Genomic DNA, 14,642 nt, shown 5'->3' with positions numbered 1-14,642 from the left:
GACCATGACCACCATAAGCAGCAAGACCGCACCCGCCCTGCTCGCCCTCGCCCTGTTCGGCGGCGCGGCGCAGGCCGCGCTGGTGCCGCCCCAGGGTTACTACGAGGGCATCGACAAGCTCAAGACCGGCGACGGCAATTTCCGCTGCGAAGCCGCGCCCAAGCCCTATACCGGCGCGCTGCAGTTCCGCAGCAAGTACGAAGGTTCGGACAAGGCCCGGGCGACGCTCAATGTCGCCTCGGAAAAAGCCTTCCGCAAATCCACCGAGGACATCACCACCCTCGAGAAAGGCGTCAGCAAGATGGTCGGCCAGTACATGCGCGATGGCCGCCCGGCGCAACTGGACTGCGCCCTGACCTGGCTCGACACCTGGGCACGCGCCGATGCGTTGATGTCCACCGATTACAACCATACCGGCAAGTCCATGCGCAAATGGGCCCTGGGCAGCATGAGCGGCTCGTGGCTGCGCCTGAAGTTCTCCAACTCGCAGCCACTGGCGGCGCACCGCTCCGAGGCCGAGCAGATCGAGAAGTGGTTCGTGCGCCTGGCACGCCAGACCGTGCGCGACTGGAGCGACCTGCCGCTGGAGAAGATCAACAACCACAGCTACTGGGCGGCCTGGTCGGTGATGGCCACCGCGGTGGCCACCGACCAGCGGGAGCTGTTCGACTGGGCGGTGAAGGAATACAAGGTCGGCGTCAACCAGGTCGACGAGCAGGGCTTCCTGCCCAACGAGGTCAAGCGCAAGCAACGCGCCCTGGCCTACCACAACTATGCCCTGCCGCCGCTGGCGATGATCGCCAGCTTCGCCCAGGCCAACGGCGTGGACCTGCGCAAGGAGAACAACTTCGCCCTGCAACGGCTTGGCGAAGGCGTGCTGGCCGGTGCCCGCGACCCTGTTCATTTCAACACCCGCGCCGGCGTGAAGCAGGACCTCAAGGACCTGAAGATCGACAGCAAGTACGCCTGGCTCGAGCCATGGTGCGCGCTGTACCAGTGCGTCGGCGACACCCTCGAGCGCAAGCATGACATGCAGCCGTTCAACAGTTTCCGGCTGGGTGGCGATGTGACGCGGGTCTATGACCCGAGCGCGGAACAGAAAAAGTAACGCGATCCCTGTGGGAGCCGGCTTGCCGGCGATGCAAGGCAAAGCCTTGCCCTGCGATGGCCGGGGCCGCCATGCGGCCCATCGCCGGCAAGCCGGCTCCTACAGGGGACTAGGTTGCCTTCCAGCTTTTTGTTGGGGGGTTTGGGGGGCGCTGTGCCCCAGGTGCTGTGCATAACTAGGAGAACCGGGATGGTCTTCTCGTCCAACGTGTTCCTGTTCCTGTTCCTGCCGGTTTTCCTCGGCTTGTACTACGTGAGCGGGAATCGCTATCGCAACCTGCTGCTGCTGGTTGCCAGCTACATCTTCTACGCCTGGTGGAGGGTGGACTTCCTCGCCCTGTTCGCCGGGGTCACCCTGTGGAACTACTGGATCGGCCTGAAGGTCGGCGCCGCCGGCGTGCGCACCAAGCCCGCGCAGCGCTGGCTGCTGCTCGGCGTGGGGGTCGACCTGTGCATCCTCGGCTACTTCAAGTACGCCAATTTCGGGGTGGACAGCCTCAACGCGATCATGACCTCGATGGGGCTGGAGCCGTTCATCCTCACCCATGTGCTGCTGCCGATCGGTATCTCGTTCTACATCTTCGAGTCGATCAGCTACATCATCGACGTGTACCGCGGCGACACCCCGGCCACGCGCAACCTGATCGACTTCGCGGCCTTCGTGGCGATCTTCCCGCACCTGATCGCCGGCCCCGTGCTGCGCTTCAAGGACCTGGTCGACCAGTTCAACAACCGCACCCACACCCTGGACAAGTTCTCCGAAGGCTGCACCCGCTTCATGCAGGGCTTCATCAAGAAGGTGTTCATCGCCGACACCCTGGCGGTGGTCGCCGACCACTGCTTCGCCCTGCAGAACCCTACCACCGGTGATGCCTGGCTCGGCGCCCTGGCCTACACCGCGCAGCTGTACTTCGACTTCTCCGGCTACAGCGACATGGCCATCGGCCTGGGCCTGATGATGGGCTTCCGCTTCATGGAGAACTTCAAGCAGCCCTACATCAGCCAGTCGATCACCGAGTTCTGGCGGCGCTGGCACATCAGCCTGTCGACCTGGCTGCGCGACTACCTGTACATCACCCTGGGCGGCAACCGCAAAGGCACCTTCAACACCTACCGCAACCTGTTCCTGACCATGCTGCTGGGCGGGCTGTGGCACGGCGCCAACTTCACCTACATCATCTGGGGCGCCTGGCACGGCCTGTGGCTGGCCATCGAGCGCGCGCTCGGGCTGGACACCAATCCGCAGCGTTTCAACCCGGTGAAATGGGCCTTCACCTTCCTGCTGGTGGTGGTCGGCTGGGTGATCTTCCGCGCCGAGAACCTGCACGTGGCGGCGCGCATGTACGGCGCCATGTTCAGCTTCGGCGACTGGCAGCTGTCGGAAATCAACAGCGCCCAGCTTACCGGCCTGCAGGTGGCCACGCTGGTCGTCGCCTACCTGAGCCTGGCGTTCTTCGGCCTGCGCGACTTCTACCGCAACGCCAAGCCAACGCCAAAGGCCACGCCGGTGCAGATCAACGCCGACGGCTCGGTGGGGCTGGACTGGACGCGGATCATGACCCGCGCCCTGGTCCTGCTGCTGTTCGTCGCCTCGGTGCTCAAGCTCTCGGCGCAGAGCTACTCCCCGTTCCTGTACTTCCAGTTCTGAGGCCTGAATCATGAACCGGACACTTCGCATCACCTATTCGCTGTCGTTCATGGGCCTGCTGGTCGGGCTGGGCGCATGGTCGGTCGGCGGGCTGGAAAGCTTCAACCGCACCGGGCAGATGACCCTGCTCGACGGCAAGCTGGCCAAGGCCGCCGAAACCCACTACGACGAGCAATTCCCGATCAAGCGCGTCGGCACCAACCTGTGGGCGGCGCTGGACTTCAAGCTGTTCAACGAAGGCCGCCCCGGCGTGGTGCTGGGTCGCGACCAGTGGCTGTTCACCGACGAGGAATTCAACCCCACCGCCGGCGCGCAGCAACAGATGCAGGACAACCTGGCACTGGTGCGCGGGGTGCGTGACACACTGCAACGCCAGGGCGTGCAGCTGGTGCTGGCGATCGTCCCGGCCAAGGCCCGGCTCTATTCCGAATACATCGGCAAAGAGACGCCGGCCAGCCTGCACGACGACCTGTTCAACCAGTTCCACGCCCAGGCGCGCCAGGCCAACGTGTTCGCCCCCGACCTGCTAGCGCCGCTGGAGCAGGCCAAGGCCCGCGGCCAGGTGTTCCTGCGCACCGACACCCACTGGACGCCGATGGGCGCCGAAGTGGTTGCGCAATCGCTGGCCGAAGCCGTCGACCGCCAGCAGTTGCTCACCGGCGAGCCACAGGCGTACATCACCGAGGCCGGCGCCAGCGCGCCGTACAAGGGCGACCTGACCAACTTCCTGCCGCTGGATCCGCTGTTCAGCAACCTGCTGCCCACCCCCGACACCCTGCAACAACGCAAGACCCACCCGGTACAGGCCGATGGCGCCGAGGGTGGCGACGCGCTGTTCGACGACAGCCGCATCCCGGTGGCGCTGGTGGGCACCAGCTACAGCGCCAACCCGCACTGGAACTTCCTCGGCGCCCTGCAGCAGGCCCTGCGCAGCGACGTCGCCAACTACGCCGAAGACGGCCACGGCCCGTTGCTGCCGATGCTCAAGTACCTGCAAAGCGACGCTTTCAAAAATGCCCCGCCACAAGTCGTGGTGTGGGAATTCCCTGAACGGTATCTGCCCATGAAGAACGACCTCAGCGCCTTCGATCCGCAGTGGATCGCACAGCTGAAGAACTCCCGCAAATCCGAAGAAAACCTGGCCCTGTCGTCCAACCGGACGGACCACTGAAGATAGAGAGGAACACGCACATGACCACCAAGACTTCCATTGCCAAAGCCCTCACCCTCGCCGCCGGCCTGTCCCTGGCCTCGATGCAGGCCTTCGCCGGCGCCGATGCCGCCCTCTATGGCCCGAGCGCGCCGAAGGGCTCGACCTTCGTGCGCCTGTACAACGCCGCCAGCAGCCCCACCGCCGCCAGCGTCGGCAACAACCAGATCAAGCAGGTCGGCGCCCAGGCCAGCAGCGACTTCAGCTTCCTGCCCGGCGGCGACTACACCGCCCAAGTCGGCGGCAAGAGCGTGCCGGTCAAGCTGGCCGCCGACAAGTACTACACCCTGGTCAACAACAACGGCGGCAACCCGCAGCTGATCGAAGAGCCACCGTTCAAGAACAAGCAGAAGGCCCTGGTGCGGGTGCAGAACCTCAGCGACCAGCAACTGACCCTGAAGACCGCCGACGGCAAGACCGAAGTGGTCAAGCCGGTGGCCGCCAAGGGCCGTGGCGAACGTGAAATCAACCCGGTCAAGGTCAACCTTGCCCTGTATGCAGGCGACAAGAAAGTCGGCGACGTCAAGCCCGTCGCCCTGGAGCGCGGCGAAGCGGCCGTGCTGTATGTCACCGGTTCCGGCAACAGCCTGTCGCCGGTGTGGGTAACTCGCCCCGTGGCTAGCAACTGATCCCCCTGCCTCTAAACGACTATTGGAGAAACATGATGATCCCGGTAATTCTTTCTGGTGGTAGCGGTTCGCGTCTGTGGCCTCTGTCGCGCAAGCAGTTCCCCAAGCAGTTCCTGGCCCTGACCGGCGAACACACCCTGTTCCAGCAGACCATCGAACGCCTGGTGTTCGATGGCATGGACACCCCCATCGTGGTCTGCAACAAGGACCACAAGTTCATCGTCCAGGAGCAGCTGGGCGCGCTGAAGCTGGAAACCCAGGCGATCCTCATGGAGCCGTTCGGCCGCAACACCGCGCCGGCGGTGGCCATCACCGCGATGAAGCTGGTCAATGAAGGCCGTGACGAGCTGATGCTGGTGCTCCCGGCCGACCACGTGATCGAGGACCAGAAGGCCCTGCAGCGCGCCCTGGCCCTGGCCACCGTGGCCGCCGAGCGCGGCGAGATGGTGCTGTTCGGGGTGCCGGCGACCAAGCCCGAGACCGGCTACGGCTACATCCGTTCCAGCCAGGATTCGCTGCTGCCCGAGGGCGTGGCGCGGGTCGCGCAGTTCGTCGAGAAACCCGACGAGAAACGCGCCAACGAGTTCGTCCGCGCCGGCGGCTACTTCTGGAACAGCGGCATGTTCCTGTTCCGCGCCAGCCGCTTCCTGGAAGAGCTGAAAAAGCACGATGCGGACATCTACGACACCTGCCTGCTGGCCCTGGAGCGCAGCGACGAAGAGGCCGATGTGCTGAGCATCGACGAAGCCACCTTCGCCTGCTGCCCGGACAACTCCATCGACTACGCGGTGATGGAGAAGACCCAGCGCGCCTGCGTGGTGCCGCTGTCGGCCGGCTGGAGCGACGTGGGCTGCTGGTCGTCGCTGTGGGACGTGCATGAGAAGGACGACAACGGCAACGTCACCAAGGGCGACGTGGTGGTGCAGGACAGCCACAACTGCATGATCCATGGCAATGGCAAGCTGGTGTCGGTGATCGGCCTCGAGAACATCGTGGTGGTCGAGACCAAGGACGCCATGATGATCGCCCACAAGGACAAGGTCCAAGGCGTCAAGCAGCTGGTCAACACCCTCGACGCCCAAGGCCGGACCGAGACCCAGAATCACCTCGAGGTCTACCGCCCGTGGGGCTCGTACGACTCGGTGGACATGGGTGGGCGCTTCCAGGTCAAGCACATCACCGTCAAGCCGGGCGCCAGCCTGTCGCTGCAGATGCACCACCACCGCGCCGAGCACTGGATCGTGGTGTCCGGCACCGCCGAGGTGACCTGCGACGAGAACGTGTTCCTGCTCACCGAGAACCAGTCCACCTACATTCCCATCGCCTCGGTGCACCGCCTGCGCAACCCGGGCAAGATCCCGCTGGAGATCATCGAGGTGCAGTCCGGCAGCTACCTGGGCGAGGATGATATCGAGCGCTTCGAGGATGTGTATGGGCGAACTTCCACGCCGGTGGAGCGTGGGGTTTCGGTGAAGACCATCGCGCAGTAAGCCCCGGGGCCGCTTTGCGGCCCATCGCCGGCAAGCCGGCTCCCACAGGCTTTGTACATTCCTGTGGGAGCCGGCTTGCCGGCGATGGGCAGCGGCGAAAGGAGGGCGAGGCCCTCCCGCTTTTGAGCCAATACCCATTTCCCGCTACGATGATCAAACCCCCGCCACCAAGGCCTGCCCCACCATGATCATCGGCGCCCTGCTCATCCTCACCTGGCTGGTCCTGCTGCTGCGCTACCCGGCCAAGGCCTTGCCGATCTCCCTGGCCGCCGTGTGCGGCCTGGGCTTGGTGGCGCTAGGTGTGGTCTGGCAGGACACCCGCGAGGCCTCGCAGTTGGCCCGCCTGGACATTCGCCTGGCCTACGCCCCCGACCAATGCCCCGCCGACCGTGCCCTGCAGGTTCGCATGAAGAACGGCAACAAGGCGCCGCTGACCGAGCTGCGCTGGCGCGTGGCCGCCTATGCTCCCGGCGATACCGTGAACCTGGCCGAGAATACCTATGCAGCACCCCGCTACCGTGGTCCCGGCGAATTGCAGCCGGGCGTCGAGTGGAGCGATTGCCTGCCGGTGCCGCCGCTGCGCTCGGGGTATCGGCCGCAGACCCTGGAGTTTCGTGCCGAGCATCTGCAAGGTACATTCGCCAATTGATTCATTGCCTGTACCGGCCCTATCGCCGGCAAGCCAGCTCCCACAGGGGCTTCGGTGATCCCTGTGGGAGCTGGCTTGCCAGCGATAGGGCCGGGGCAGGTATTACGACCCTCCCAGACCTAAGGCCTACCCCATGCCCACCGTCCTCATCACCGGTTGTTCCAGCGGCATCGGCCGCGCCCTGGCCGACGCCTTCCGCGATGCCGGCCACGAAGTCTGGGCCACCGCCCGCAAGCCCGACGACGTCGACGCCCTGCTCGCCGCCGGCTTTGCGGCACGGCAACTGGATGTGAATGACGGCGAGGCACTGACCCGCCTTGCCGACGAGCTGGAAGACCGCCACGGCGGCCTCGATATCCTCATCAACAACGCCGGCTACGGCGCCATGGGCCCGCTGCTCGACGGCGGTGTCGAGGCCATGCGCCAACAGTTCGAAACCAATGTCTTCGCCCTGGTCGGCGTAACCCGCGCGCTGTTCCCGCTGCTGCGCCGCTCGCGTGGGCTGGTGGTGAACATCGGCAGCGTCTCGGGCGTGCTGGTCACCCCGTTCGCCGGCGCTTACTGCGCGTCGAAGGCCGCCGTGCACGGGCTGACCGCTGCCTTGCGCCTGGAACTGGCGCCGTTCGGCATTCGGGTGATGGAAGTGCAGCCGGGGGCGATCGCCTCGCAGTTCGCCAGCAATGCCCAGCAACAGGCCGAGCAGGTACTGGCTAGCGATTCCCCATGGTGGCCGTTGCGCGAACAGGTACAGGCCCGGGCGCGGGCGTCGCAGGACCGGCCGACCTCGGCGGCGGTGTTTGCCCAACGCCTGCTGGCCGCCACGCGCAAGTCGCCAGTGCCGGCGCTGGTGCGTATCGGCAATGGCAGCACGGCGCTGCCGTTGATGGCCCGGGTGCTGCCACAGAGGTTGCTGGATTGGGTATTGCGCAAGCGTTTCGGGCTGCTGCGACCGCTCTGACGTCACAAGGCATCGTGGGAGCGGGCTTGCCCCGCGATGCCTTTCAAACCTGATCGAACGCCTGCCAGCCGCCGCCCAGCGCCTTGTATAACCCGACCAACGCCTGCGACACCGCCGCCGAACTGTCGATCCACTGCTCCTCGCTGGCCAGCAGCGCACCCTGCACCGTCAGCACGTTGAGAAAGTCCACCGCCCCTTCCACATACTGGCGCTGCGCGGTCTCCAGGGCGATGCGGTTCTGCCGCACTGCCTCGGCCAGGTGATCACGGCGCAGCTGGCTGGCGTTGTACAGGCGCAGCACGTCGTCGATCTCGTGCCAGGCCCCGAGCACCACCTTGCGGTAGTTCAGCGCCGCCTCCTGCTGCTGGGCCTCGCGCAGCTCCAGGGTGCCCTTGAGCCGCCCGCCCTCGAAGATCGGCAGCGACAGCTGCGGGCCGAAGGCGAACCGGCGCGAATCCCAACCACCGAAATCGGACAATTGCATGGCCTGGAAACCGACACTCCCGGACAAGCGGATGCTCGGGTAGAAGTCCGCCTTGGCCACGCCGATGCTGGCGGTGGCGGCATGCAGGCGGGCCTCGGCCTGGCGAATGTCCGGCCGGCGCTCGGCCAGCTCCGAAGGCACGCCGATGGCGAAGCGCTGCTGCGGCGCGGGCAGCTCGCCACCTTGCAGCAGCTCACGCTGCAGGCTGCGTGGCGGTTCGGCAGCGAGCAGGCCGAGGGCGTTGATCAGGTCGTCGCGACGGGCTTCCAGGGTCGGCAGGCGCGCCTCGATCGAAGCGACCTGGGCGCTGGCCTGGGCTACGTCGAGGCGGGTGGCGACCCCTTCCGCCTGGCGGCCTTCGGACAACTTCAGGCTGTGGCGGGCGACCTTGAGGTTGTCCTGGGTAATGTCCAGGGTGTGCTGCACGGCACGTAACTGGATGTAGTTGCCGGCGGTTTCCGCAAGCAAGGCCAGCAGCACGCCCCGGCGGTCGTTCTCCGCCACCGCCACGCTCGCGTCGGCGGCCTCGACCTGGCGGCGCACACGCCTCCACAGGTCCAGTTCCCAGCCGGCCACCAGATCGCCTTGCCAGAGGCTGTACGCCGACTTGCCAGACTCGCCGGACGGGTCGTTCAGCCCCTCGGCGCTGTTGCGCGCACGGCTGTACCCGGCGTTCACATCCACCGCCGGCAGCTCGTCCGCCGCCACGCTACTGCGCAGGGCGCGGCTTTGCAGCAGGCGGGCACTGGCCATGCGCAGGTCGAGGTTGCGCTCGGTGACCTTCTGGATCAGCGCACTCAGGCGCGGGTCATGGAAACTGTCCCACCAACGCAGTTCCAGCGGTTCGGCCACCGGCTGGCTGGCCGCGGCAGCGCCTTGCAGCTCGGCCCAGTCCTTGGGCGCCTCGCTGTCCGGGCGGTGGAAGTCCGGGCCGAGGGTGCAGCCGGCCAGCAGCATGGCCAGCAACAGAGGGCTCAGGCGTCTCATCGCGCAGTCACCTCTTTGCCGGCCAGCGTGTCGCCGTGGGTATCGATGGTCGCTTCCACCGACATGCCCACGCGCAGGCGCGCCAACAGCGGCTGGCCGTCATCGAAGACGATCTTCACCGGAATACGCTGCACCACCTTGGTGAAGTTGCCGGTGGCGTTGTCCGGCTTCACGGCGGCGAAGGTCACCCCGGTGGCCGGGGCAATGCTCTCGACACGGCCGTGGAGTTGTTCGCCGGAGAAGGTATCGACACTGATACTCACCGGTTGCCCCGGTTGCACATGGGTCAGTTGGGTCTCCTGGAAGTTGCCGACGATATAGGCGCGCTCCAGCGGCACCACCGACAGCAGCCGCGCCCCCGGATTGACGTAAGCCCCGATGCGCAGGGCGCGCTCGCCGACCATGCCGTCGACCGGCGCAGTGATGCGGGTGTAGGACAGGTCCAGCCGGGCTTTTTCCAGCCCGGCTTCGGCACGCTTGAGCTGGCCATCGGCGCTGGCCACCTGGGCGCTGAGGATATCCACCTGCTTGCGCGTGGCCAGCAACGCCGCCTGGCTGTTGGCCAGCCGCGCACGGGCCTGGTCGACGCCGCTGCGCGCCTGCTGGGCGTTCTGCACGGTGCCGGCGCCCTGCTCGGCCAGGCGGCTGTAGCGGGTCACCTCATGGTCGGCGAAGGCCGCCTCGGCCTGGGCTGCCTTCACCGCCGCCTCGGCCTGGGCGATCAACGAGGCCTGGCGTTCAAGGGTGGCGCGGGCATCCAGGCTCTGCGCCCTGGCCACCAACAGTTGCGCCTGGGCGGCGTCGAGCGCGGCCTGGTAGTCGCGTGGATCGATGGTCGCCAGCAACTGGCCGGCACTCACCTGCTGGTTGTCCTCCACCAGCACCTCCTTGATGAAGCCCGCCACCTTCGGCGCCACCACGGTGTAGTCGGCGGTCACGTAGGCGTCGTTGGTGCGCTGGCGGTGATCACTGCCGAACATCCAGGGGCCGACCAGGGCGGCGAGCACGGCCACGGCGAGTGCCGAGCCGATGAAGAGCGTCTTGCGGTTGTTGGTCATCTTTCTATCTCGAATTCAGCCCCGGCTTCAGGCCACCGCACGCGGCGGGAAGATCCGGGTAGGCACGAAGGGGATCAGGCAGATCATGGCGACGGCGATACCCGCCATCACCAGGTACAGGTCGGCCGAGGTCAGCACCAGGGCCTGTTCATGGATGCGCTTGGCCAGGCCAGCGGCGTTGTCGTCGATCAGCGGCGCGTTGCCCAGGCTGTCGACCAGGTGGTTGGAATGAAAATGCCGGCGCAGGGTGCCAAGGGCGTCGAGCAGGCCGCCGGCGATCACCGCCGAGAGCCCTTTGACCGTGTTGAACCAGGCGGAGGCGAACGGACCTTCCTGCGGGGTCATGCCATTGGTGGAGAGCATCAGCAGGGGCAGCACGGCCATCGGCTGGCCGAAAACCTGCAGCAGGTAGAAGGGGTAGAAGTCGCCGCGAATCCACTGCGAAGTCAGCAGGCTGCTCCCCACACAGGACGCCGCCAGCATCGCCAGGCCCGCCGCCAGCACCCAACGGCAGTCCACCGCACGGATGTTGCACAGCGCCGCGGTGAGCGGCAGGGCGAGCAGTTGCGGCATGGCCACCAGCATCATCAGCGGGCTGGTCTGCGCCGGGCGATAGCCCTGGATCTGCGCCAGGTACGCCGACGGAATGCTGCCCACCCCGGACAACACCACCAGTACACCGGCCAGGGTCACCAGGGCGAAGCTCAGGTTGCGCCGCGAGAGCATGCGCAACTGGAAGAACGGCAATGGCTCGGACCACTCGTTGTACATGAACAGCACCAGCAACAGCACACCGCCACCGAGCAGCCAGCAGATCAGCGGCGAATCGAACCAGCCCCAGCGGTCGCCCAGCGACAGGCCAAGGACGATGCAACTGATCGCCGGCAGGCCAAGCAACACCCCGCGCCAGTCCAGTTGCCTGAAGCGCTCGAGGCGCAACGGGTCCTGGGGCAGGCCCCAGCCGACACAGGCGATCGCCAGCAGCGACGGCAGGATGATCTGCCAGAACGCCCACTGCCAGCCGACGTACTCGGTCCACAGGCCAGCCAGCGGCGTGCCGAGGTTCGGCCCGAAGGTGGCGGTCAGGGCATAGCAGGCCAGGCCATAGACCTTGATGCCCGGTGGCAGGAAGCGCAGCGCCACGCTCATCAGCATCGGCGGCAAGGCGCCCGAGGCGAAGCCCTGCAGCACACGCAGCAACATCAGGCTGTGCAGGTTGGGGGCGAAGGGTTGGATCAGGCCGAGCACGGCAAACAGGCCGACGGCGGTCATGGTGAAGCGGCGCAGCGAGAAGGTGGTGGCCAGCCACGGCGCGAAGGCCATGGCCGAGACCGAAGCGGCGCTGTACACCGCCAGCAGCCAGGCGCCTTCGTCGGCGCCGATACCCATGGCGCCACGGATGTCGCTCAGGGAAATCTTGGTCACCGCCTCGTTGAGCCCGGCGCACAGCACCGCCAGCAACACGCCGAACAGCCCGACCACCACCCGCAGGCCGAACGCCGTCTGCGCGGGGGCGGCCGGCGCAGGGGCGGCGGCCAGCGCGGCGGAAGGCGCGGTCAGGGAACTCATGGATAGACATCTCCAGCAACATTTTAAGGGCTGGGTGAAGTCTAAGAAGGTCGAATGCTGACGAAAACTGACTTGTTGGCAGCTTTATGTTGCGCCAGACGCAATCCAGGCTAAATGCTGCAAGCTAGCATCTCCTCCTTTGGGAGCAACTGTCTTGTGTTGCTTTTAATGGCCTCATCGCTGGCAAGCCAGCTCCCACAAGGATCGCGCTTGGCCTGAGGGCGGCGCGGTCGGGGTGGGAGCCGGCTTGCCGGCGATGGACCGCGCAGCGGTCCTCATCAAGGATCGATGCTGCCGCAAGCCTTCAACGTCTGCCGCAACCAGCGGTGCGCCGGGTCATTGTCGAAGCGCGGATGCCAGGCCTGCATCACGTTGACCTTCTCCAGCGGCACCGGGATCTCGAACGAACGCAACGGCAGCTTCAAGCGCTGCACACTGTTGAGGATGTTGGCCGGTATCGGCAGGATCAGGTCCGAATCCGGCAGCGAGAACATCGCCGAATGGAAGCTGGTGGTGATCAGCGCCACTCGCCGCTCCACCTTGCAGTTGGCCAGCGACACGTCGATCGGGCCGTTGGCCCGGCCACGCCGGGACACGCTGATCTGCGGGTAGGCGGCAAAACGCTCGGGGGTGATCACGGCATCGAAGATCGGGTGATCCTCACGGGCCAGGCCGACGAAGTAGGTATTGAACAGGCTCTGCACCTTGATCTCCGGCCCCAGCTCGATGGCCGAGCTGATGATCAGGTCGATCTGCCCGTTGCGCAGCACCGCATCGTCATCGCCACTGCCCTCGGGCACGAAACGCAGCACCGTGCGCGGCGCCTGGGCCAACATCATGCGCAGCAACTGTGCGCCATACAGGGCAATGAACAGGTCGTTGGTGCGGATGTTGAAAGCGCGGTCGAGGTTGACCAGGTCGACGGCATCGCGGCTGCGAAACACCAGGCCAGCCTGCTCCACCAGCCCATGCACCTGCTCGCGCAGGGCCAACGCTCGCGGTGTCGGCACCAGGCCACGGCCGGCACGCACCAGGATCGGATCGCCCATGGCCTCGCGGATTCGCCCGAGGGTCCGGCTCATTGCCGCCGGGCTCAGGTTCATGCGCTGGGCGGCACCGACCACGCTGCCTTCGTCGAGCAGCACGTCGAGGGCGACGAGCAGGTTCATGTCCGGGAGTTGCATGGCCGTTTTCCGTTACAGCTGTGGGAAACGCGATGGTAACAGGTTGGCCGATTGCGTCTGACGCAATGGCGCCGTGCGTGAGGGACCATTTATCCGTAGAGGTCAATGAACCGACAATGGTGTGGCCTCACCGTTGGCAAGCCGCGGCGGCGAACCGCAGCGCCTGCAGGCAGCGCATCTCCCTGTGGGCGCGGCGGTTCGCCGTTGTGACTTGCCGGCGATGAACGCAGCACTGCCATCCATTCTCCAAAGGATTGCCCATGCCCCATCCGGTTCTGATCGCCATCGACGCCTCCCCGGCAGCCGCCAGCCTGCTCACCCTCGCCCAGCGCTACTGCCGCCCCGGCGAGCACACCCTGCATGTGCTGCTGGCCATCGACTCGACCTTCGCCGTGCACGACCACCGCACGGCCTACACCGAAGATGAGTTGGAGGAATACCCCGCCGCCTGCGACGAACAGCAACAGGCCGAGCACGCGGTGAACAGCGCCGTGGTAATGCTGCGCGACGCCGGGTTCGACAGCCTGGGCTGCATGGTCGCCGGCCAGCCGGTGGAGGCGATCGTCGCCAAGGCCCGAGAGCTGGAGTGCGAACTGGTCATCATCGGCCACCGCCACCTGTCACGGCTAGGCAGGCTGCTCGATCCGTCGATCAGCGCCAAGGTGATCGACCGGGTGAAGGTGCCCGTGCTGGTCGGGGCAGCTTGAGCCAGGAAAACCGTTGATCAGCCAGTACACACGAGGTAATGCAACTGCATTGACCAGGTAATGCACTCGCATTACCGTGGCCGATATTACCCCTCGCGGACTGACGACAATGGCTACTACCTTCGAAGCGGAATCGACCCTGACCGAGCGCTACCAGACAACGGTCCCCGAAACCGTTCGCCGCGCATTGGGCCTGAAAAAGCGTGACAAGATTCACTACTCGATCCGCCCTGACGGAGCAGTGATACTGACCCGCGCAGAGACAGCCGAGGAAGACCCTGCCGTGGGGCAGTTCCTCGAATTCCTGGAACGGGATATCGCCACGAACCCGCAACGTTTGAAGGTTGTCGATGCAGAGTTTGTCGCTCGCCTGAAGGCACTGGTTGGCGATGAAGAACTCGATCTGGATCAACCTCTTTCGGCGGATGATGAATGACAGATGCTGACCTCCCCCCCGTTTCTTCAACTGGCTGGACGGTGTTCGCACACCCCATGTTCCTCGATAAGCTGGACCAGCTGAAAAACGAACTGGAGGTCCTGAAGCGCAAGGCCCCCGATGGCTACACCAGGAAGAATGCCTGGAAACGGCTGACTGCAATTATTCGCCTGGCTTTTGATGGCATCGCGCAGGATCCAACCAAAACCGAGTATCGCCAGGGCAACACCCTGGGAGATGCCCACCGGCACTGGTTCCGGGCGAAGTTCTTCCAGCAATATCGTTTGTTTTTCCGTTATCACGCGTCGAGCAAGATAATCGTCCTGGTTTGGGTAAACGATGACGACAGCAAACGCGCTTACGAAAGCAGTGACAATGCCTACAAAGTGTTCCGTCGCATGCTGGGCACCGGATACCCGCCTGACGACTGGAGTCAGCTGTTACAGGAAGCAACTGCGGCAACAGCCCGATTCAACGCCACCCTCAAGCGCTGACACCTGCCTGCCAATGCATCGATGGCGTCAGC

General features: G+C 65.5%; 14 protein-coding genes. 10 read left to right on the top strand and 4 right to left on the bottom strand.

Annotation, left to right across the window (positions count from 1 at the left end; translation table 11 throughout):
- Positions 1-4: 4 nt before the first annotated feature.
- The 7 genes from AAHK21_RS18295 to AAHK21_RS18265 all read left to right on the top strand — a co-directional run bounded on the left by AAHK21_RS18295 (position 5) and on the right by AAHK21_RS18265 (position 7,691).
- Positions 5-1,108 (top strand): mannuronate-specific alginate lyase, encoded by a 1,104-nt coding sequence (locus AAHK21_RS18295; protein WP_367857970.1) that lies wholly within the window; start codon positions 5-7, stop codon positions 1,106-1,108.
- 189 nt (positions 1,109-1,297) lie between these two features.
- A complete protein-coding gene (locus AAHK21_RS18290; RefSeq protein ID WP_102682099.1) occupies positions 1,298-2,755 on the top strand; it encodes an MBOAT family protein in 1,458 nt (485 codons plus the stop codon).
- 10 nt (positions 2,756-2,765) lie between these two features.
- Positions 2,766-3,926, top strand: a complete 1,161-nt coding sequence (locus AAHK21_RS18285; protein ID WP_367857969.1) for an alginate O-acetyltransferase — start codon at positions 2,766-2,768, stop codon at positions 3,924-3,926.
- 20 nt (positions 3,927-3,946) lie between these two features.
- Positions 3,947-4,594: an alginate O-acetyltransferase AlgF gene (locus tag AAHK21_RS18280; protein WP_367857968.1), complete on the top strand. Its 648-nt coding sequence runs from the start codon at positions 3,947-3,949 to the stop codon at positions 4,592-4,594.
- A gap of 35 nt (positions 4,595-4,629) precedes the next feature.
- Positions 4,630-6,084 (top strand): mannose-1-phosphate guanylyltransferase/mannose-6-phosphate isomerase, encoded by a 1,455-nt coding sequence (locus AAHK21_RS18275; protein ID WP_367859003.1) that lies wholly within the window; start codon positions 4,630-4,632, stop codon positions 6,082-6,084.
- Positions 6,085-6,268: 184 nt separating this feature from the next.
- A complete protein-coding gene (locus AAHK21_RS18270) occupies positions 6,269-6,733 on the top strand; it encodes a multidrug transporter (RefSeq protein ID WP_367857967.1) in 465 nt (154 codons plus the stop codon).
- A gap of 133 nt (positions 6,734-6,866) precedes the next feature.
- A complete protein-coding gene (locus AAHK21_RS18265) occupies positions 6,867-7,691 on the top strand; it encodes an SDR family oxidoreductase (RefSeq protein WP_046854226.1) in 825 nt (274 codons plus the stop codon).
- Between the two features lie 43 nt (positions 7,692-7,734).
- Here the strand turns inward: AAHK21_RS18265 and AAHK21_RS18260 are convergent, their stop codons facing one another.
- The 4 genes from AAHK21_RS18260 to AAHK21_RS18245 form a co-directional block, all read right to left on the bottom strand.
- Complete coding sequence (locus AAHK21_RS18260; protein WP_367857966.1) at positions 7,735-9,162, bottom strand: efflux transporter outer membrane subunit; 1,428 nt, start codon at positions 9,160-9,162, stop codon at positions 7,735-7,737.
- Positions 9,159-10,220, bottom strand: coding sequence for an HlyD family secretion protein (locus AAHK21_RS18255; protein WP_102682104.1), 1,062 nt, complete (start codon positions 10,218-10,220; stop codon positions 9,159-9,161). Before AAHK21_RS18255 ends, AAHK21_RS18260 begins: the two co-directional genes overlap by 4 nt.
- A 27-nt stretch (positions 10,221-10,247) precedes the next feature.
- Complete coding sequence (locus AAHK21_RS18250) at positions 10,248-11,789, bottom strand: MFS transporter (RefSeq protein ID WP_367857965.1); 1,542 nt, start codon at positions 11,787-11,789, stop codon at positions 10,248-10,250.
- Between the two features lie 278 nt (positions 11,790-12,067).
- Complete coding sequence (locus AAHK21_RS18245; protein WP_102682106.1) at positions 12,068-12,973, bottom strand: LysR family transcriptional regulator; 906 nt, start codon at positions 12,971-12,973, stop codon at positions 12,068-12,070.
- Positions 12,974-13,233: 260 nt separating this feature from the next.
- On the opposite strand from AAHK21_RS18245, the gene AAHK21_RS18240 reads away from it, so the two are divergent.
- The 3 genes from AAHK21_RS18240 (at position 13,234) to AAHK21_RS18230 (ending at position 14,610) form a co-directional block, all read left to right on the top strand.
- Positions 13,234-13,680, top strand: coding sequence for a universal stress protein (locus tag AAHK21_RS18240; RefSeq protein WP_367857964.1), 447 nt, complete (start codon positions 13,234-13,236; stop codon positions 13,678-13,680).
- A 109-nt stretch (positions 13,681-13,789) separates the two neighbouring features.
- Positions 13,790-14,116: a type II toxin-antitoxin system PrlF family antitoxin gene (locus tag AAHK21_RS18235; protein ID WP_102682108.1), complete on the top strand. Its 327-nt coding sequence runs from the start codon at positions 13,790-13,792 to the stop codon at positions 14,114-14,116.
- Complete coding sequence (locus tag AAHK21_RS18230; RefSeq protein WP_367857963.1) at positions 14,113-14,610, top strand: type II toxin-antitoxin system YhaV family toxin; 498 nt, start codon at positions 14,113-14,115, stop codon at positions 14,608-14,610. The genes AAHK21_RS18235 and AAHK21_RS18230 overlap by 4 nt, the downstream gene beginning before the upstream one ends.
- The last annotated feature ends 32 nt before the right edge of the window (positions 14,611-14,642 follow it).

The organism is Pseudomonas sp. TE50-2 (assembly GCF_040813665.1).
GTDB classification, from domain to species: Bacteria; Pseudomonadota; Gammaproteobacteria; order Pseudomonadales; family Pseudomonadaceae; genus Aquipseudomonas; species Aquipseudomonas soli.
Note: the sequence above shows the minus strand (reverse complement) of the source record. Positions and strands in the feature narration are given on the sequence as shown.